The sequence below is a fragment of the Massilia sp. CFBP 13721 genome, assembly GCF_014842025.1.
GTDB lineage: Bacteria > Pseudomonadota > Gammaproteobacteria > Burkholderiales > Burkholderiaceae_D > Telluria.
In genome coordinates, this window is sequence record NZ_JACYUY010000006.1 from 220,084 (window position 1) to 240,156 (window position 20,073).

The 20,073-nt window shown below is 54.2% G+C and carries 12 protein-coding genes; 6 read left to right on the plus strand and 6 right to left on the minus strand.

The annotated features are described in order from the left end of the window. The 3 genes from IFT60_RS08210 to IFT60_RS08220 form a co-directional block, all read right to left on the minus strand. Nucleotides 1–1,155, minus strand: a complete 1,155-nt coding sequence (locus tag IFT60_RS08210; RefSeq protein ID WP_192051467.1) for a site-specific integrase — start codon at nucleotides 1,153–1,155, stop codon at nucleotides 1–3. A gap of 546 nt (nucleotides 1,156–1,701) precedes the next feature. After that, a complete protein-coding gene (locus tag IFT60_RS08215; RefSeq protein ID WP_192051468.1) occupies nucleotides 1,702–1,998 on the minus strand; it encodes a hypothetical protein in 297 nt (98 codons plus the stop codon). 390 nt (nucleotides 1,999–2,388) lie between these two features. Further along, nucleotides 2,389–4,152: a DUF3987 domain-containing protein gene (locus tag IFT60_RS08220; RefSeq protein ID WP_192051469.1), complete on the minus strand. Its 1,764-nt coding sequence runs from the start codon at nucleotides 4,150–4,152 to the stop codon at nucleotides 2,389–2,391. A gap of 157 nt (nucleotides 4,153–4,309) precedes the next feature. Here IFT60_RS08220 and IFT60_RS08225 point away from each other — a divergent pair, with 157 nt between their 5' ends. Next, complete coding sequence (locus tag IFT60_RS08225) at nucleotides 4,310–5,374, plus strand: hypothetical protein (RefSeq protein WP_192051470.1); 1,065 nt, start codon at nucleotides 4,310–4,312, stop codon at nucleotides 5,372–5,374. A 795-nt stretch (nucleotides 5,375–6,169) separates the two neighbouring features. Here IFT60_RS08225 and IFT60_RS08230 read toward each other — a convergent pair. The 3 genes from IFT60_RS08230 to IFT60_RS08240 are packed head-to-tail and all read right to left on the minus strand — an operon-like array spanning nucleotide 6,170 to nucleotide 8,089. Beyond that, nucleotides 6,170–6,892 carry a hypothetical protein gene (locus IFT60_RS08230; protein ID WP_192051471.1) on the minus strand — a complete coding sequence of 241 codons (723 nt, stop codon included), beginning with the start codon at nucleotides 6,890–6,892 and terminating at the stop codon, nucleotides 6,170–6,172. 34 nt (nucleotides 6,893–6,926) lie between these two features. After that, nucleotides 6,927–7,502, minus strand: a complete 576-nt coding sequence (locus tag IFT60_RS08235; RefSeq protein ID WP_192051472.1) for a hypothetical protein — start codon at nucleotides 7,500–7,502, stop codon at nucleotides 6,927–6,929. Further along, the gene (locus tag IFT60_RS08240; protein ID WP_192051473.1) at nucleotides 7,502–8,089 is read right to left on the minus strand and encodes a hypothetical protein; all 588 of its coding nucleotides are present in this window, start codon (nucleotides 8,087–8,089) and stop codon (nucleotides 7,502–7,504) included. The genes IFT60_RS08235 and IFT60_RS08240 overlap by 1 nt, the downstream gene beginning before the upstream one ends. An 826-nt stretch (nucleotides 8,090–8,915) precedes the next feature. On the opposite strand from IFT60_RS08240, the gene IFT60_RS08245 reads away from it, so the two are divergent. From IFT60_RS08245 to IFT60_RS08265, 5 genes are read left to right on the plus strand one after another with little or no spacing between them, the layout of a single operon-like run. Beyond that, entirely contained in the window at nucleotides 8,916–11,153 is a 2,238-nt protein-coding gene (locus tag IFT60_RS08245) for a type I restriction-modification system subunit M (protein ID WP_192051474.1), read from the plus strand. Then, nucleotides 11,153–12,502 (plus strand): restriction endonuclease subunit S, encoded by a 1,350-nt coding sequence (locus tag IFT60_RS08250; RefSeq protein ID WP_192051475.1) that lies wholly within the window; start codon nucleotides 11,153–11,155, stop codon nucleotides 12,500–12,502. The genes IFT60_RS08245 and IFT60_RS08250 overlap by 1 nt, the downstream gene beginning before the upstream one ends. 16 nt (nucleotides 12,503–12,518) lie before the next feature. Next, a complete protein-coding gene (locus tag IFT60_RS08255; protein WP_192051476.1) occupies nucleotides 12,519–13,124 on the plus strand; it encodes a hypothetical protein in 606 nt (201 codons plus the stop codon). An 8-nt stretch (nucleotides 13,125–13,132) separates the two neighbouring features. After that, entirely contained in the window at nucleotides 13,133–16,978 is a 3,846-nt protein-coding gene (locus IFT60_RS08260) for an AAA family ATPase (protein ID WP_229510735.1), read from the plus strand. Next, entirely contained in the window at nucleotides 16,978–20,019 is a 3,042-nt protein-coding gene (locus tag IFT60_RS08265; protein WP_192051477.1) for a type I restriction endonuclease subunit R, read from the plus strand. The genes IFT60_RS08260 and IFT60_RS08265 overlap by 1 nt, the downstream gene beginning before the upstream one ends. Nucleotides 20,020–20,073: the final 54 nt, after the last annotated feature.

Below are 20,073 nucleotides of genomic sequence, written 5' to 3' on the forward strand. Positions count from 1 at the left end.
TCAAGCTTCGTTGACGAGATTCGAGACAAGCTGCGACGTATTACGCAGCGTGCTCGACGCGAGGTGGGCATAGCGCTGAGTCGTAGCGCTGGATGCATGTCCTAAAAGCAACTGCACTTGATACAACGATGCACCTTCGTTCACGAGCATGCTTGCAAAAGCATGACGGCAGTCGTGCAGCCTGCAGCGTTCAACCTTCGCCGCAGTAAGGATACGATGCCACGCCTTGGTCGGATTGTTGAGTGGCTTCGCCGGGTTCTTGCCTGGGAAGATCCACGGCGAGTCCGCCACACGTGGCGCATTCTTAAAGACGGCGATGGCAGCATCGTTGAGGACCACATGGCGCGAGCGCCCATTCTTCGTCTTGGGCAGAAACAGGGAACCCTTTTCCAAGTCCAAGTGCTCATGGCGGCTCTGCAGGATTTCTTCACGACGCAGGCCGGTGAGAATCAAGGCGGAGATCGCACTGGCGGCTACTGGGTTCATGTCCAAGGGGGCCGCCGCCAGGATGCGCCGAATGTCGCTCGGCGACATGAAGTGATCTTTACGGTTTGCCTCTTTGAGCTTTTTCAGATTGGCGCAGGGCGAATGCGCGATACGTTTCCACGACACGGCCAGATTGAAGAATACGCTCAGCAGCGCGTGAACGCGGTTGACGGTCGCTGGCGATAGGTTGCCCTTCAGGCCTCCCAGCAGCAGTTGGATATCACGGGGGGAGACATCGGAAAGACGGAGATCGCCAATCACAGGCAGGACGTGGTCGCGGAACTTTGCGATATCGTTCTTGTACGTGATCTTGGTCAGTTTTGCCTGCTCGATATACTCGTCAGCGAACTCGCGCACGAGCGGCATAGATTTCTGCTGCATTCTGGCGTCCTGAGGATTGCCGCCGAGATCAAGCGTGGCGCGGTGCTGCTGCGCCGCTGAACGCGCTTGCTCGATACTGATGGGACCAAACTCGCCAATGCGTACAGCAAGCTTTTCGCCACGGTACGTATAGCGGAACCAGAAAAACTTTCGACCCGTCGTGCCGATTTGAAGTTTCAGGCCTGCGGTCTGCGGGTCAGTGATTTCGTAGTTGCTGGACTTTGCGCCCTGGACGTGCGCTGCCAGCTTCTCCAGTGCCGCCTTGGTCCATTTGATGGATACTGCCATGTTGATGCCTTTCTGGATGCGTTTTCGTAAGGAATTAGTGCCGATCAGGTGTTGCTGAGACCGACTTTACGGGCTAGGGTGGAATAGTGCAGGCCAAAAAATACTAACGAAATCAATGGGTTGAAGTCGATTTCTATTGCTGTGGATTTGGGTCAGGAGAGTCACTTGCGAAACCGATTGCCGCATTACGAATTTGTCTAACTTTGCGTGCAGAAATTACGTCGGTGATGGTTTGGCGGGCGAACCTAGTCTTCCAAGTCCCTAGAACCGGGCAAGGTTTCGCCGGGGCTGAACTTGTATTCTTCTAGCGCTGGCGTGGTTCAATGCAAAGTGAGGTGTTTGCGGCCGAGGCTGTCGCGCTTACGTTTCGGTCCATTCCCGGGCTTTGTCGCCGTGTCGCCTGTCGCCACTTCGGAATTAATCGGGTCGGTGAGTGATGCCAACCAGCTGCGGTTTGGCGTGTGGCGGAATTGGCGACACGGCGACACGGCGACAACAATGCTGGCCGCTCGAAAAGCGCAGGCCGCATTTTCGGCGGCGATCCGGTTAATAGTCCGACGGGAGCAGTACGGTCGTGACCGAGCGGTCGGCCTCGGATATCACCCAAATTCTGACGCCTTCAGTCAGCCGGTAGCGTGATAGAAGGCGCGCGCCAAAGCGCAACGCATCGGCGTTGGTCTTGGCGTCGTCTAGTCCGATATCACCCCAGTCCCCGATGGCATGCCGCGCCAGCAATCGCAAAGGCGTGATGCCGTGCTTTTCGAGTACCTTGAGTGCGCCGGGCGTGGCGGCGAGTTGGCCCATGGGGAACAATGCTGGTTTGGGTAAAGTGGGTTTATTCATGATTCGCTTTGGTGTTGTCTAGCATGGGAAAGTGGTCGGTGCTTGTAGGGCGATCAAAGCCGTTCGGATATGGTCCGCGACTGTCGGCCTGCGATGGCGCATGGCTGCGGTTGGTTCATAGGAGAAAGTGAAGGTGTGCAGCTTGGCCCTGGGTGGCCCTGGGGAGGCTGGATGCGCGACCAGAGTGTCGGACTACGGTGCAAAACGGCGCGTACCCGGCTTTCGGCGCTACCGACCTCAGTCGCTCACTGTGCGGTGTGGCGACCTTGGCGACATGGCGACATCAACCCAAAATTTTGTGTTTTGGCGATGGCGCCGGGGTGCATTCTCTTAGGGGGACAAGGTGCCGGATTTAGACCACGCGGAACCTTGTCATTTCGAGGAAGACGGCTACAGTCCGGTCACGGCGTAGTTTTCGTTCGAGCGTTTGTTATCCGAGCCGTACACGATAGTTTTGTCGCACTTGCTGATCTCACCACGGGACTCAAGGAGGTCCAGCAATGCCTTGGTACGCTTTTGAGGACGTGCGCAACGAGGGCCAACCCTGTACATCATGCGGACTGGGATGCCAGCGATGCCGAGCTCTTCCTGCTTACTGCGGATCCAGTCCAGCAGGGTGCCCGCATCCAGTTCATCCTTGTTGGCTGGCGCGACGTTGAAGGCGCTCATGGCGGAATCCATGTAGTAGCTACCAATCTCAATCGCATTCAGCATGGTTTCTTCGCCGATGGTAACTACATTGGGATCGTCCGCGATCGCGAGCAGGGCAGCCAGCCGCAAGATCTGTTCCGAGTAGCGACCGGCGTATCCGGCGTGTGTCGCCATGTCGCCACCGGGCGCTATCGCCAATTCCATCTCATCGTAGTATTTGACCCATGCGGCTTTAGCGTCGTCGCTCAAGCGCACGGTTCTAGCATCGACACCACCGGTGTGCGGATTGATCTTCCACTGCTGGTTTGCCAGCTTCGTGATTTTCTCGCAGTACTCCTTGTAGACTGGCTCCTCATCCAGTTCGATATCATCAAACTTGCGTGTCCCGACCAGTGACTGCGGCTGGCTGTACAGAAAGCGATTTCCCAGACCCTGCTGCATCACCAACGGCGAACTCAAGAAGTCCATAGCGATCACTGGCTGGACAAATACCAGCAAGCTCAGACGGCGATCTTCCGCATAGCTGTGTTCTTTAGCCCGCGTACGAGTGAGCGCTTCACCTGAGAACAGGGAGGACACGTTTCCCATAAACCTGCCCAAATTGTCAGGGCTCATTGCGTGCCCGCCGAAGAGGGAGGCCCCCTCAGGAGCGATCAACAACTGGGAATGGCATCGATCGATAAGGCCGATGACCATGCCATCGACAGTGACGTCTTGGATCAGCATGTGGCGACGGCAATCTGTCGCACGGCTGATCGCCGCCAGAATGGGTTTGATGACGGCGGAAATCGTAGAGGACTTACGATCAGCCGACAGGGCAATGATGAGTAGATTGATCGTAACGGGGCAGCCCACGCCAGATTTTTTTGGCGAGACATTGATGAGGGCTTGGGCGAGCGCAGAAATCGCGCCAATCATTGCCGAGGCGACCATCTCTGCGCTTACCTGGACTGCTCTCGCCATCAGCATGATTACGGGGGCCAGGCTACCGAAAGCGCCGACGGGGAAGGGCTTTTTCTGAACCGGTGCGATTGCTGTCGAAGCAGCTGGACGTGGCGCTTTTTTCCCGGTGGAACGGTGCGGAGTTTCTGCTATATCCATCTCTTCGATCGGCTCAGCGGGTTCGTCATCATCCTCGTCCTGTTGCGACGACTGTTCGGCCTTCGCTTCGGTAGCCTCGATAGGCTCATCCTGATGTTCCCGGTGTTGCGCTGTTCGCGCGAGCGCAACTGCGCGGTGCTGCTTGCTTGCGTTTTTGGCATTCAGCAGTTCCTTCATGGTCAGCGATTTCTTCTTCGCTATCGACGCTTCGGGCTGGACTTCGGCATCGCTCTTGGTGACATAGAGATGATCTTCAGATTGATCTTTCGCAGTATCGACATTGGGATCGTTCGCAGCGTCCTGTTCGCAGCTCGTCTCGTTTTTGGCATTGGTCTGTTCTTGATTGGCGCGCCGTGCTTTGCTCTTTTCCAGCGCTTCCTTCATACTCATCTTTCGATTCATTTTTCGCTCCATTTAGTGTCAAGAAAAGCCTTGGTGAAACGGACTTTAAGGGCAATGGTAAAGTATTTCATTGGAAAAAAGATGAATACAATCAGTGAGTTATATTCTATGATCGCGGCTCTTAGCATGCGTCAGGTAAGTCGTTCAGGGGATAGATTTGAGCGTTACGAAATCGTCTAATTCAGACGAAAAAATTAATCGCGATCTCGTCGTTGCGTTTGCCAGGGAGCTTTCCGAACTCACGGGTGAGACGCCTTCATGCCTTTACCAGTGGGGCGAAGGGTTGGGGCTACCTGTGCGCGCGCGCCAGACCTTCTATTCGGATCTGGCGCGCGGTGAGTGGGTGAGGGGGAGCGAAAAGACATTGACGCAAGATTGCCGTATGGGTAGCTATCCTATGGCGTGCCAGTTGCGCTTACGTGCTGTGTCGCTGGTGACCCAATTTAGTCGCGACAAGCGAGAAGGCAAGAAGCGTCAGCTGATCATATTAGTGGGCTACGAAGTCTGCTCGAAACTGCTGAATTTTCAGGTTTATCGAGGCAATGATGTTGAGACCGGAAAGCATGAAGATGTCCACGGCATTGAACTCTGTACAAGGCTTCCAACGACGACCGTCGCCGCGTTTGTGGAGAAATGTGGTCGTATGGTCGGCCTGCCATTGCAAAGTGTCCTGTTCACGCATGACCTGATGGGTTTTTCGGTGCCAAAAAGCGGAGTAGCGCTGCTGTCCTTGACGTCGGGCGAAGTGACCGTCAGGAAGCAAAAGGAAGACGCAGACGACAACGAGGTACTTTGCAATTACGGAACTAAGCTTCCGAGCCAGATAATTCCCTACTCCACACTTGCTGGTGAGCATCCGTTCATTGAATGGTGCGGAACGACAAACGCGACTGCGTTAACAGCCACGTTGTCTGAATTGGTAAAGCGGCACAACAAAGCGACCGCCTTGCCGCGTCTGGAATCTGCCCAGCAGGTATTGGATTCGCTCTTGACGAAATTCCATGAAGCTGCCGAAGCACGGCACGCGCGGTCACAGTGGACGACTACAGTGCCGCCGTCTCCCTTTCAGACACGGTTGATGAAGCATGACTATGCGCTGGAGCGTCTTTCATTGCGAGAGGTACGTTTCCATAAGTGGATTTACGAGGACTTCAAAAAATCGCCCGGTGATCGTCCTTCGGTAGTTGAAATACCGGGCGACACGGCGACACGGCGACCTTAATTGGTCACAGATCTGCGGCATGGTGAGACTGGCGTGTCGCCGTGTCGCCGTGTCGCCGTGTCGCCATGTCGCCGCGACAGTGTTTTGTTGCGGTGCAGTTTCGGTCCGGCATCGGTTACGGCGCCGCTATTGCCAATAGTAGGAAGCTCAATTTCAGTACCGACTTCGGAGCGCAAATGAAAATCCCCATGACATCTCTATCATGGGGATTTTGAGGTATAGATGCCATGTGTTAGATGATCCCCCCGACTCCGGGTCAGCCCGCTGGAGTTACTTTTTTCGGACCGGAGCCCAATCGCCTGGGAAGACGCCGTCTCTTTCGTTACTCGGTGCTGGTCTTGGCGTTCCGCTTACAGAACGTTGAGGCGTTATGCAAATTTTTGATTTCGTCATGGTCGATCCCTGGAAATGGTTCTGGAAAGCAATGCAGCTGAATGTTAGCATTATTTAAGATTCCCTGCGGCAACTATAGAGCGGTCGGAGCGGTTGCAGTGTGTTCATCTTGTCAGCCTTGGTCTTGCACATGATCGTGAGGTACTTTGTCCTGATTTGTTGAACGAACCTCCCGCCCGCTGAGAAGATGTCCGAAGCGACCGTGCGTCCATTGCCTCGCTGTGCTGTCCGTCAGAGGGTGAAGGCGTTAGCACGTGCAGTCAGGACTGTGCGGTACTGCTGGAAGCGTCCTGAAGGAAGTACCATGCGGATAGTTTGCTCAGCACCTGCTTGCCCCAAGATATGGGGAGGTGCCATGGGACGCGACGTTCGCAGCGTGTGCGATGTTGCTGATCTGCCAAGCTAGTAATAAAAACCATAGTCCAATTCCTCGTAGCGCAAGATGTCAATGTAAAGACATTGCGGATTGGGTGAACGCCTAATGTCGGCCACTCGCAGGAAGATTCGTTCGACACGCGCCGAGGTCACGTCGTAGGGCTTCTCAGCGAGGAAGCCGCCGTTGTCCAGCCCGAGCAGGTCGTCATCGATAGGCAGCTCGACGGAGACGAAATCGTCGTCCGCAGCCTCCACAATCAGCGCGCCCAGACCGGCGATGGAAACCACGACGCCTTCGGAAAGGAGGGCGTCGATAAGCGGTGTACCGTCCCGCCTGCCAATTAACTCCGGACTGGCTTTCAGCGCTGCGAGGGACACTTCGTAGCGCTGGGCCGGGCATTGGTAGTACACGGCGCAGTCCGAGTTCGCGTTGATCGGTGAACCAGACCAATACGCAATGATGCGCTGGTAGTCGGGAGGCAGGTGCGGCGCGCGCTCGAATATGCAGCCGCGCAGCTCAGTCGGGAACGTCACTTCGGCAGCGTCGGCATCGAGCCGCAAGGCGATGTGCGCGGCGTCGGGCAGGACGGAAACGGGCAGGAATGAAAGGTCCTTGAGATAGTATCCTTCCCGGTGGGTCGGATCGGTTGCGGGGTCGTCCGAGAGGGTGCAGCGGTCGTAGTAGTCGAGCGGGGCGATCAAGAGCATTGTGGCAAGGGACGCCGGGGTAACGTAAATGGTGGCGGGCAAGATGGTTCCTGTTTTGTTATCGTGGTTGAGGAAATCAGTCGATCACGGTGTACCCCTTGCGTCGCAAGCGTACCTCGTAGTGATGCTCGATCTGCGGCCGGTTTTTTGCAAAGAGGGTCATGTCGCGCGTGCCCTGGACGCGGGTCGCGCGCTTCGCTCGGATCGCGTCGCACAGCGCGCCGAGGTCAAAATTTGGATCATAGAAAATGTGATGGTTCGACAAGGCGAGGCGATCGATATCCAGCTGATTGTTCATCACGTATCGCAACGCTTGCTCGTGCGAGCGAAGCAGTGCGAGGTGAACGATCTTGGCGTCACCGTGCCCTGCCTTTCCGATGAAGTAGGGCGTGCGGGTAATGGTCGTGTTCACCCGCCTGAAGACGATACCGAACCGTTCGGTCATGACCTCCATGACCTTGGCGTCGAGCGCGATCACGTCCACGTCACCGAGGGGGACGGTGGAGGCCGGATCGATGATCCTCTTGAGCAGCCCCCCGTAGATGTAGAGGCCGTGAACGCCAAGCATCCAGTGCAGCAGCCCTTGTGGCAGCCGTTCGGCAGCGGCGAGCGAGGCAAGATCCGGCCCTGTAGTCACCAAACCGCTTGCCATTATTGAGGCTTTTTCGTGGCGATTTCGAGCGTTTTCCTGTGTTGCTTATCTCCCAGTACGGCATCGCTCTCAACCGGTTTTGTGCCATCAAGTTCGCTTGGCAGTTCGATGCACGTGCCAGTTTCAGCGAGCATGGCCTGTTCCCATGAGGCCCAGTCGCCGGTAACGACGTGCTGAGTCTTAGCCTGGGGTGCCGATGCGAGCAAGCCGAGCGCGTGCAACACGGCGGACATGAAACCTGAGTTGTTGGCCGACTTTGATACGAAGACATCCTTCAGTACCTTTGACACGAAGGGCGTGCCCGACTTGTACTTTTCTAGGCACGTCACGATGGTGCGGAAGGGAACCCGTTCACGACTGAAGTAGCCGCCACCTTCGTTTCGCGTTACTGCGATGAGGAGGCCACGGCGGTCGTTGTCCGCGAGGACGTGATAATTGAGAACGCCAGCGCTGTGCTGGCCCAGCTTCTTGGCCGTTCCAGCATTGAGAAGCCAGAATGGAGTAAGCGCGACCTCGACACTCGCGCTTGTGGGGCTGGACGGTTGGACGCTCTCGGATAATTTACTTGGGGGAGTGTTCTTGCTCATTTTTCTCTCCAGTTGTTCGATGTAGTTACTACGAATAAGAAAAGGCCCATGACATGTTGATGTCATGGGCCTTTGTGGCTGAAGCTGGGCAAGCGCCGCCTATGCGGCACTGTCAGCGGTAGCGGATATGCAGTTGGATTAGCGCCGATACTTCAGCGAGAAGTTCAGGTCCAGGCTACGTGGCATCAACGCGTGCTTAAGGGCCGAGGTGCTCGAGCTGCTGGTTCGTGCGCTGAGCGAACGTGCTGAGGTGTTCTTGCCTGACCATTGCCAGGTGGGTTTTGCGGTGATGTTAATCATTAGTGCGATTCCCTTTTTGTAGAATGAAAAAAGCCCAAGACCTTTTTAGGGCTTGGGCTTTGGCTGGGTTCAACCATCAAAATTATATATACACGAAATCTGTCTAGATTCAGGATCGGCTCGCGTGGGAACTACATTTTCGGGTTTTTGCCCAATCGCCAGGGAAGACTCCATCCCTTGGGTCGCTTGGTGCAAGCGCTGGCTTTACTAAGTCTTGGTCCATAGTGCTCTCTTGTGGAAGTAAATGCTGTAAATTTAGTTGCATTATAGCACTATTTTTTTGATGTCGTCGTGAAGTATTAGTTGTCGGTCCTATTTCCTCATGGTCACAAAAATGCTGGTCTGCTAGACTTCAAGGCGCTCTAAGAGGAGTGTGAACACAGACCGTGGGAATGATCAAACCCTCAAGGAAACCCTCGCTCTCAGCGCTTTACGGACCAGGTATTGACACGAAAATGTAAGGCTCGCGTACAGCCATACGGGAGCAAGGTCAAACGAAGAAACCAAATCGCTTTCGGAATTATTGATGCAAAACATACAACACCAAGACCTAGTCGGCTTCATCTGGAGCATCGCCAACAAGCTACGCGGCCCCTACCGTCCGCCGCAGTACCGCCGCGTGATGCTGCCGCTGATTGTTCTGCGTCGCTTCGATCTGGTGCTGGCCGAAAACAAGCAGAAGGTGCTGGACGAAAAGAAGCGCCTGGAAGACAAAGGTATCACCGGCCCTGCGCTGGAAAAGGCGCTGTCCCGCATCGCCGCCACCGATCGCAAGCAGGAGCTGTTCAACACCAGCGGCTTCACGTTTGAGAAGCTGCTGGGCGATGCTCCCAACATTGCTGGCAATTTGATCGCCTATATCCAGGGCTTCTCGCCGCGTGCCCGCGACATCTTCGACAAATTCGAGTTTGAAACCGAGATCGCCAAGCTGGACGAGGCGAACCGGCTTTTCCTGATCATCAAAGAGTTCTGCTCCGCAGACATCAACCTCTCGCCCAAGGCCATTAGCAATTTGCAGATGGGCTACCTGTTCGAAGAGCTGGTTCGTAAGTTCAATGAGCAGGCCAACGAAGAGGCCGGGGATCACTTCACCCCGCGTGAAGTCATTCGCCTGATGGTGCAGTTGCTGTTCACCGGAGAGGACGGCATCTACGAGAAAGGCATCTACCGTAGTGTGTATGACCCCACAGCGGGTACCGGCGGTATGTTGTCCGAATCGGAGAAGTTTATCTGTGGCGACGGCTTCACACACGGGTTGAACCCGGATGCACACATCGAGTTGTTTGGGCAGGAATACAACCCCGAGTCCTACGCCATCTGCTGCTCCGACCTGCTCATCAAGGACGAGCCGATCAACAACCTGATCTATGGCGACACCCTGGGCATCAAGGACGCCAAGAACAAGACCAATGGCTTTGTGCCGCATGACGGCCACCCTAACAAGAAATTCCACTACATGCTGGCCAACCCACCCTTTGGTGTGGAGTGGAAGCCCGAAGAAGATTTCGTACGCGAGGAGTATGAAGGCCAAGGCTTCTCCGGTCGTTTTGGCGCGGGCCTGCCACGCATCAACGATGGATCACTGCTTTTCCTGCAGCACATGATTTCGAAAATGCACCAGCCGCCCAAAATGATCGATGGCAAGAACGTCCGTGGCGACGGCTCCAAGATCGCCATCGTGTTCAATGGCTCACCCCTGTTCACCGGTGACGCCGGGTCAGGAGAGTCCAATATCCGCCGCTGGATCATCGAGCGCGACATGCTGGATGCTGTCGTGGCCCTGCCAGACCAGATGTTCTACAACACCGGAATCTATACCTACGTTTGGATCGTTACCAACAAGAAGCCAGTTCATCGCCAGGGCAAGGTGCAGCTAATCGATGGCACGCGCCATTTCAAGAAAATGGATAAGAGCCTGGGCAACAAGCGCAATGAACTTTCGGATGACCACATCAAAGAGTTGGTGCGCCTGTACGCCGAGCACGACCACGATGCAGACAGTGAAGTGCTGGTGGCGGGTAAGCCCGAGCGTCGGATTTGCAGCAAGCTCTTCGATAACCGCGAGTTTGGCTTCGTTAAGATCACCGTCGAGCGCCCGCTGCGCTTGAACTTCCAAGCCAGCGCCACGCGCATCGCCAAGCTGGATGAGCAAAGTGCCTTCGCCAATCTGGCGAGCAGCAAGAAGCGCAAGGACGAGGCGGCATATCGCGCCGAAATTGCAGCGGGGCAGGAAACGCAAGCAACGATTAAGGCCGCCCTTCAAGGCATGGATGGTGAAACGCTCTATCGCAATCGTCCTGCATTCGAGTCGGTGTGTGACGTCGCTTTGAAAAAGGCTGGCATCAAGGTCGGTGCGCCGATCAAAAAGGCCATCCTGGCTGCGCTGTCCGAGCGTGACCCCAAGGCCGACATTTGCCTAGATGCCAAAGGGAATCCAGAGCCTGATGCTGACCTGCGCGACACCGAAATCGTAGCATTGCCGGAAGACATTGACCTGCCGCTGCCGCTGGGCTATGACAACGAAACCGGCCACGAAAAACTGTTGGTACTGGTCGAAGACCACTGCGAAGAGTATCTCAAGGCCGAAGTACTCCCACACGTTGCCGATGCGTGGATCGACCATAGCAAGACAAAAGTTGGCTATGAAATTCCACTCACCCGACACTTCTACGTTTATCAGCCGCCGCGGCCGTTGGAAGAGATTGCAGGCGAAATCAGCCAGTTGGAAAAAGACATCATGGCCATGCTGAGCGAGGTGGTGTAATGATTCGCTATGACCAATATCCACACCGCATACCGTCAAAAATTGATTGGCTGGGTGATGTGCCATCTCACTGGAATGTAATTCGGATTAAGCATCTAACGTCAGTGAAGCGTGGCGCCTCACCTCGTCCGATAGACGACCCCAAATACTTCGATGATGAAGGGGAGTTTGCGTGGGTGCGAATTGCTGATGTATCCGCAAGTGAGCGCTACTTAGAAGCAACGACACAGCGGCTATCCGAGATTGGGGAAAATCTAAGTGTTAAACGATGGCCTGGCGATTTATTTCTGAGTATCGCTGGAACAGTCGGTAAACCGATCATCACGAAAATTAAATGCTGTATACATGACGGATTTGTATACTTTCCTGACTTCAAGGAGCGCAACGAGTTTCTCTATTACGTTTTTGCCTGTGGTCAGCCCTATTTGGGTTTAGGGAAAATGGGAACCCAGCTCAATTTGAATACGGATACGGTTGGGAGCATCTTGATTGGGCTGCCACCTGTCGACGAGCAAAATGCAATAGTAAAGTTCCTTGATTTCAAAACCGCGCAAATCGATGCGCTCATCGCCAAGCAGAAAACATTGCTCGACAAGTTGGCCGAAAAGCGCGCAGCGTTAATCAGCCATGCCGTCACAAAGGGCTTAGATCCTTCCGTGCCCATGAAGGATTCGGAGGTGGCGTGGTTGGGGGAAATCCCGGTGCATTGGGCGCCTAAGCGGTTGCGCTTTTGCATGAAAACTAACCCTAGCAAAGGCGAAATCAAGCTTGACGATAATGAATTGGTCTCATTTGTGCCAATGGAAGCGGTTGGTGAATTTGGTGGCCTTAATCTCGATGCTGAAAAAGAGCTTGGCGATATTGGCGGTGGATACACGTACTTTGCGGATAACGATGTCGTCGTAGCAAAAATCACCCCGTGCTTTGAAAACGGTAAAGGTGCAATTGCTCGCGGACTGAAAAATGGGATTGCGTTTGGCACGACCGAGCTACATGTAATGCGCGTGTGTGATGCACTCCTGGCGGATTATCTGTTCCACCTCACGATGTCACACCCATTTCGATGCATTGGAGAGTCGGAGATGTATGGCGCTGGGGGGCAAAAGCGCGTTCCAGAAACATTCCTCAAAGACTTTTGCATTGGGTTGCCACCGACAAACGAGCAGCACGACATTGTCGAATACATCAACAAGCTAAATAAAAAGCTTGATTCACAGATGCAAAAGGCCACCGATGTAATTAGCCGATTGGTGGAATACCGTTCGACTCTGATCACCAATGCCGTCACCGGGAAAATCGACGTACGTGGTTTTCAGATTCCGCATTATGCCTTAGGTATAGCCGCATGAATGGAGGCCAGTCTAAATGGCGTTGAATGCACAGGGTTACTTCAATTGTCTGAAGTCCTATCTTAATATTAACCACTACGGCGAGCCGCAGGCGAGTAGCAGCGAGGCTGTGTTAAAGGAGAAAGTGTTTGGCCAAAGCGGCAGCAAGCCCATTGAATACAAGGTGAGCCTGCAGACTACGGGCGAGACGTTAGTGATCAGGCTGGACGCCAAGAACAAAAAAGGCTCTACCTTGCCGCTATTCCACTTTCTGGACGATACCGCCAAGCCCTGGTCGAAGCGCTGTGACTTCATTGTATTCAACCTGCGCAAAAGTAAGCTGTATGTGTACTGCCTTGAGTTCAAGTCAGAGAGCATTCCACACGACGTGCCGGATCAGTTGAAAGCGAGTGTGGATTGGCTCAAGGCTCTGCACGCCACCATCAATGCCTACACCACCAAGCGCAGCGTCGTTCAGGCCACCAAGTACGTGCTGAGTAATCATCCAGACCCGACTCCCTATCTGGATGCGGATGGCAAGTATCTGCAGCGCGATCACACGATTCGCCACTATCGGTATGCCGACCTCAATGGCATGGCACTTGCGGATCTGGATAACAACAACATCGAGATTATTCGTTAAGGAAAATCATGACAGAAGGTTCGCGAAAACTGCCCGTGCAACATCTGACCATCCGCGTACCTTGGCATGACTCCGGCTGGCGGGGCAATATCTGCCAGCAGTGTTGCGCCAATACGAGTTGTACAATTCTGCCGCGCATCGCGACTGGGCGGGATGATGTGTTTGAGACCGCACACTCAGGCGAAAGCATAGAAGATTTAGCTCACGAAAAACGCCCGCCTTGCGTGGATGAGCACGGTACATTCATGGCTCCGTTCCCGCTCTCGATGCACAAGAAACACCCTTACGCAGAAAGCGCGACAGTCACCCACGGCCACTTTGCGGGAACGCCCTACACGATTCGCCCCTTTTCAGCGGCTGCGATCCCTTTTCGCTGGATGTTGCGCGAGCAAGTGGAAGGGAATAAATGGGTTGGAAGAGGCTTCAAAGAATCCTTGCAGTTTGACTATCAAGCTGATCGTGAGCCGGACCTGACACTGAATCCGTCGTACAAAAAAGACGCAAAAACCTGGGTGCAGGCAGGCAATAATCAACGCGCCATTCTGGATACGTTCTTCAGTGCCACCAAGCCCGATGAATCGCTGGTGTTTTTCTACGCCAAGCGTACGCCACTAGTTGAAGATGCTGGCCGAATCATCGTTGGGGTTGGGCGCATCAAGTCGGTGAGTGCGCCAATCGAATATCACTATGTCGGTGGCGAGCGACCGAAAGGCAAAATAAGCGGATTTTTGTGGGAACGGAATATTGAACATTCAATTCGCCCGCAAGGCGGGGAGGGTTTTCTCCTGCCTTACCAACAATTGCTGCTGGCTGCAGAAAACGACGAGTCAATCGACCTTGCGGCATGTACAGCGTTTGCACCTAATGAATACTTTGGTAGCTACTCCTACGGCACGGAACACCTCGCGCATGACGGTGCGATTGCATCACTGCTGAGCATTGAAAAGGCCATCAAGGCGATGCGCCAATATCTGCCAGAAGTTCCTTGGAATGACTATTTGGCATGGATCGATGCGGAATTGAACCGCCTGTGGAAGGTGCGTGGTGCCTTCCCCGGCTTGGGGGCCGCACTAAATGCCTTTGGCTTCACCCATGGGAATTTGCTCGCCTGGTATCTGGCAAGCCATGAGGATGAGAAATTTGACCCGTGGCCGGTATTGAGTGATGTACTTAAGACGCCCGACACTCTGCCAGAATACCTGCGCGACGGCATCGGCGACACATTGCGGAAGAAATGGGAAAAGCTCCCTGATGAACGACGCACACTCCTGATGCTGCTCGCACGATTCAATCTAACTGATTCGCAAGCTCTACGTTGGTATCAATCGACGGAGCGTGAGAAGGCCGGTATTGAATTGAATGACGCAGCAATTCTGAGCAATCCTTATCTGGTGTATGAAGACGATCGCTTGCAGGTCGATCCGATTGCTTTCGAGATCGTAGACCGTGGTCTGTTCCCGCCCGAATCGGTTCGCATGGACTTCCCCATTGCTGGGCCTAGTCGAGTCCGTGAGGCAGTTGATGAGCGTCGGGTGCGTGCACTCATGATCCTTACATTGGAGGATGCCGCTTGTGACGAAGGCCACACCTATCTGATGGCAAGCTGGCTTGTGCAACGCATTCGCGATCGCGCTCTGCAGCCGGATTGCCCGTTAGATATGGATGCGCTGGCCGTCGTAGAAGATCTGGCACCAAAAATTGCGATCATCAAAGCGCAAGAAGGCACGGAAGCGTTCCAGCTTGATCGTTTCGTCGAGACATCCGTTCTCATCAAAACCAAGATTATTAAGCGCAGGAACGCTAAATCCAACCCCGGTAGCCACGATTGGGCGATCTTGGTCGATAGAGTCATTGAAGAAGCGCAGAAGCAGAATTATGAAACACCTGAGGACACTCCTAGCGAACGTGATTTGAAGGCGCGCAAGGAAAAATCTGCTGCGCTGGAAGTGATTTTCAAATCAAAAATATCCGTGCTGATGGGCGCTGCGGGCACAGGCAAAAGCACGCTTCTCAAGGCTTTATGTCGCATTGAAAGCGTGAAGGATGGTGGCATCTTGTTGTTGGCTCCGACGGGTAAGGCACGCGTTCGCGCGGAGCATACGACTGGTTTGAAGGGGCGAGGCCAGACGGTTGCCCAATTCCTGAACAAGTGGGAGCGCTACGACGGTAGTACCGGGCGTTATTTCGTCAATAAGGATGCCGATCGTTCCGCGATCCATCGAACCGTTATTATCGACGAGTGTTCGATGCTGACCGAGGAGCAGCTTGCTGCATTATTGGATGCGGTTGAGGGAGTTGATCGACTCGTGCTGGTAGGAGACCCCAAACAGTTGCCGCCGATTGGCGCGGGCCGTCCTTATGTAGACATCATCCAATTTCTTAAGCCGGACATGATCGACAGTGTATGGCCCCGAGTTGCAGACTGTTTTGCCGAACTGGCGGTGACGATGCGTCAGGATCCTGCGGAAGGAAAAACTCGTGATGATGTGCTGCTCGCCCAAGCTTTCAGCGGGCAACCGCTAGATGCTGGTGCTGACGAGATCTGGACGACGGTGATCAGCGGCCAATCGAAGTTCGTGAAGCTTGTTCAATGGAACAAGCCAGACCAGCTTTTTGACTTGCTTTTGCAAGAGCTACAAACCGAGCTACCCCTGGATTCAATTCATGACGAAGTGAAGTTCGAAGAGTCTCTGGGTGGGGTATTTTCGGAGTACGACGGAGGGGCAACGGTTTTTTTCAACACGGAATACAAGGACCGCCCGGGAGCATCGAAAAAAGCTGAAGCGTGGCAGATCCTGTCGCCGGTCAAGCAGTTGCAAGCAGGCGTTACTGCGATCAACCGTGCGTTGCAGCAGCACTTTAGGAAGAATTTCTTGAAGATGGCTGCGCAGACGGGCTGGAATAGGAAAATCACCAGCCCAGCTGGTCCAGAGGGAATCATCTACGGCGACAAGGTTATTAATGTCGTTAACAGCAGCAAGCGTGAAACTTACCCGGAAAAAGATGATGCCTATGTTGCCAATGGGGATATCGGGATCGTGACTGGGCACCGTAAGACGAAGGCAAGAAACTGGAATCCGTATGAAATCGAAGTTGAGTTGGCCTCACAGCCCGGGGTTGCTTACAAGTACAAATCGTGGGAATTCGATTCTCAGGAGAGCTCGCCGCCGCTAGAACTTGCTTATGCCTTGACGGTACACAAGACCCAGGGCAGTGAATTTGGTACGACGTTTGTGGTGATTCCCAATCCCTGCCACAACCTGTCACGCGAGATGCTTTATACGGCACTGACGCGACAGAAAGACAAGCTCATCATCCTGCATCAAGGGGATTTTAAGGAGCTGCTTCACTTCAGTCGTGAGGCTGCATCGGAAATCAACCGACGAATGACCAACTTGTTCGATCCATCTTCGCCGGTTGAAATCAAGGTTCGCAACAAGTCGGTTTTTTTGGATAAAAAACTGGTTTACCTGACAGATAACGGGGAGCTCGTTCGCTCGAAATCGGAATGGATCATTGCGGCCAAACTGAAGGGTGCAGGTATCAAGTACCAGTATGAGCAGCCCTTGATACTAGATGGGGTTGAACGCTACCCGGACTTCACAATTCGCGATGAAGATGCTGGCACCGTGTGGTACTGGGAGCACAATGGCATGCTTGATGACGATGAGTACAGAGCGCGTTGGAAGCGAAAAGAAGCCGCCTATCTCAAGGCGAAGATCCGTCCATTATCGCAACAGAAGAAAGATGACGAGTCGGTGGGTACTCTGCTTTTGACTGAAGAGGGCAATGGCACCGGGCTAAATCTGGATGCAATTAATTCCAATATCAACCTTATTCTTGGGCATGTGTGATGCACAAAGAAATCGACTTTGAAAACGACATTGAGCACGCGCTGATCAGCAGCGGAGGCTACGAAAAGGGTGACCCCACCACCTACGACCCGGAAACCGCGCTGTTCGCGGCGGATGTGGTCGCCTTTGTGCAGAAGACGCAGCCAAGAATCTGGACGCGCCTGACCCAGCTTGACGCGGCCAAAGCACCTATGATGCTGCTGGACAGTTTAGTAAAAGAGCTTGCCGCCAAAGGGGCGCTAACAATTTTACGCGAGGGTTTCAAGTGCGTGGGTAAGACTGTGCGGCTGGCCTACTTTGCGCCCAACACTGGGCTGGACCCCTCAAGTACCGAGCGTTACGACGACAACCGCCTGACCATCGTGCGACAGGTGAACACCAAGAGCGGAGCGATACCCGACGTGGTGCTGGCGGTGAATGGCTTGCCCGTGGCCACGCTGGAGCTAAAAAACCCGATGTCGGCCACGCTTTGGAACGTGGAGAACGCGAAATACCAGTATCGATTTGAGCGCGACCCCAAGGAACTGTTGTTTGCCTTCAAGCAGCGTTGTCTGGTGCATTTTGCGGTGGATACTGAGCTGGTTTTCATGACCACCAAGCTGGAAGGCAAAGACACGTTCTTCCTGCCCTTCAATCTCGGGTACAACCATGGTGCGGGCAACCCACCAATGGTGGGAGATGTACGCACCACCTACCTTTGGCACAAGGCCTTGACCCGTGACAGCCTGATGGACATCCTCGCCCGCTTTGTCCACCTGGATGTCGAGGAAAAGACCATCGTCACCGAAAAGGGTATCAAGCGCCACCGCAAGGAGTCAATGATCTTCCCGCGCTACCACCAGTTGGATGCGGTTCGGGCGCTGACCGACCACGCCCAGGCACATGGTTCAGGGCACAACTACTTGATCCAGCATTCTGCTGGCTCAGGCAAATCAAACTCGATTGCTTGGTTGGCGCACCGGCTCTCTAGCCTGCACGACGCCAACAACGAGAAGATTTTTCATTCGGTGGTGGTGATCACTGACCGGCGCGTGCTGGACCAACAGCTGCAAGACACGATTTTCCAGTTTGAGCACAAGCTGGGCGTGGTGCAGAAGATCGACGAAAACACGCAGCAGTTGGCGAAGTCGCTGGCTGATGGCGTGCCGATCATCATTTCCACCATCCAGAAATTCCCCTTCATCACCCAAGCGCTCCGCACGATGGAGGCCAGCGGCAAAGGGGTGGCCATTTCGACAGCTGGCAAGCGTTTCGCGGTGATCGTGGACGAGGCCCACAGTTCGCAAAGTGGTGAAACTGCGATGGAGCTGCGCAAGATCTTAAACAAAGACGGAATTGAATCCGCCATTGCCGAGCAGTTGCTGGATATGGATGACGATGCCTTGAGCGAAGAGGCGAAGAAGGAGCTGCTGCGCGAACAACTCAAGCGCGCCAAACAGCCCAACTTGAGTTTCTTTGCCTTCACCGCAACGCCCAAGTTCAAGACCCTGGCCGTTTTCAATGAACCCGGCCCAAACGGCAAAGCGCCGTTCCACCACTACAGCATGCGGCAAGCCATTGAGGAAGGCTTCATTCACGACGTGCTGGCGCACTACACCTGCTACAAGCGCTACTACAAGCTAATCCAAAAGGTAGAGGCTGATCCGGAGGTGCCGCGCCGTAAGGCCGCCCGCGCATTGGCGCGGTTCGTCGAGTTTCACGACTACGAGATCGCGCAGAAGGTTGAAGTGATCGTTGAGCACTTCCGCACCCATACCCGCCACAAGATTGGCGGTCGGGCCAAAGCGATGGTGGTGACCGGCTCGCGCGAACACGCTGTGCGCTACAAGCTGGGGTTCGACAAGTACATCAAGGACAAGGGCTACACCGATGTGAAATCGCTGGTAGCTTTCTCGGGTGAAATCACGCTCAAAGATTTCGCCGACAAGAAATTCACCGAAGTGAGCATGAACCACGGCATAAAGGAATCTGAGCTGCCGGAGAAGTTCAACACTGAGGAATACCAAGTTTTGCTGGTGGCCGAGAAGTACCAGACGGGCTTTGACCAGCCACTGTTGCACAGTATGTACGTCGACAAGCGATTATCCGGCATCCAGGCGGTACAGACGCTGTCGCGCCTGAATCGCACAACACGAGGCAAGACCGACACTTTCGTGCTCGATTTTGTCAACGAGCCTGAGGACATCTACACCGCCTTCAAGCCCTATTATGAGACGACGGACAAGGGCGAGGACACCGATCCGCAACAGCTCAACACACTGGCACATACGCTGGGTGGCTGGAAGATTTACACTGAGGCAGAGGTCAGCGCTTGGTGCGAGATCTGGTTCCGCAACAGGTTGAACCCCACTGGCGGCGAGCATAAGAAATTGAATGGCCTGCTCGATCTGGCGATTGAGCGATTCAAGAAGCTCGGGGAAGAGGACCAGAACCTGTTCAGGGGGCAGCTGGTCAGCTTCCGCAATCTGTACAGCTTTGTTTCTCAAATCGTGCCTTACCAAGACTCCGATCACGAGAAGCTGTACACCTACGCCCGTTTCCTTCTGACCAAGCTGCCTCGCACCACGGACAACCGGACAGTCCAGGTCGACGACGAGGTCGAGCTCAAGTATTACCGACTGCAAAAGATCAGCGAAGGGGCCATCGATCTAAAAGTTGGTGAAGCTGAGGCGCTTTATGGGCCAACCGATGTGGGCACAGGTCAAGCAGACGAGGACGTTCAGCTGTCCACCTTAGTTGGCAAGCTCAATGAGCGCTTCGGGACGGAGTTCACTCCCGCTGATCAGCTTTTCTTCGATCAGGTCCGTGAAACTGCAGTGGCTAATATCCAGTTGCGGCAGGCCGTCATGGCCAACAGCATAGAAAATTTCGAGCCAGTGTTTAACAAGCAGCTTGAAAATCTATTCATTGAGCGTATGGATGGCAACGAGGATATTTTCGTTCGTCTCATGAATGACGAGGCGTTTAGAAACGTTGCTGCGAGTCATTTGATGCGAGCCGTTTATCAACAAATTCGCACTAAGCCGGACGTGCCGGATTGATACATATTTGACGCCGAACCCGTTCCCCGTATAGCCCGAACTCGTCAGAAACGA

What these genes read in the sequence shown, in the direction of transcription:
- IFT60_RS08255 (WP_192051476.1), top strand. Translation starts at nt 12,519, where the DNA reads ATGGCGTTGAATGCACAGGGTTACTTCAATTGTCTGAAGTCCTATCTT.
- IFT60_RS08215 (WP_192051468.1), bottom strand. Translation starts at nt 1,998, where the DNA reads ATGAATAAACCCACTTTACCCAAACCAGCATTGTTCCCCATGGGCCAA.
- IFT60_RS08235 (WP_192051472.1), bottom strand. Translation starts at nt 7,502, where the DNA reads ATGGCAAGCGGTTTGGTGACTACAGGGCCGGATCTTGCCTCGCTCGCC.
- IFT60_RS08240 (WP_192051473.1), bottom strand. Translation starts at nt 8,089, where the DNA reads ATGAGCAAGAACACTCCCCCAAGTAAATTATCCGAGAGCGTCCAACCG.
- IFT60_RS08245 (WP_192051474.1), top strand. Translation starts at nt 8,916, where the DNA reads ATGCAAAACATACAACACCAAGACCTAGTCGGCTTCATCTGGAGCATC.
- IFT60_RS08265 (WP_192051477.1), top strand. Translation starts at nt 16,978, where the DNA reads ATGCACAAAGAAATCGACTTTGAAAACGACATTGAGCACGCGCTGATC.
- IFT60_RS08220 (WP_192051469.1), bottom strand. Translation starts at nt 4,152, where the DNA reads ATGAATCGAAAGATGAGTATGAAGGAAGCGCTGGAAAAGAGCAAAGCA.
- IFT60_RS08250 (WP_192051475.1), top strand. Translation starts at nt 11,153, where the DNA reads ATGATTCGCTATGACCAATATCCACACCGCATACCGTCAAAAATTGAT.
- IFT60_RS08260 (WP_229510735.1), top strand. Translation starts at nt 13,133, where the DNA reads ATGACAGAAGGTTCGCGAAAACTGCCCGTGCAACATCTGACCATCCGC.
- IFT60_RS08210 (WP_192051467.1), bottom strand. Translation starts at nt 1,155, where the DNA reads ATGGCAGTATCCATCAAATGGACCAAGGCGGCACTGGAGAAGCTGGCA.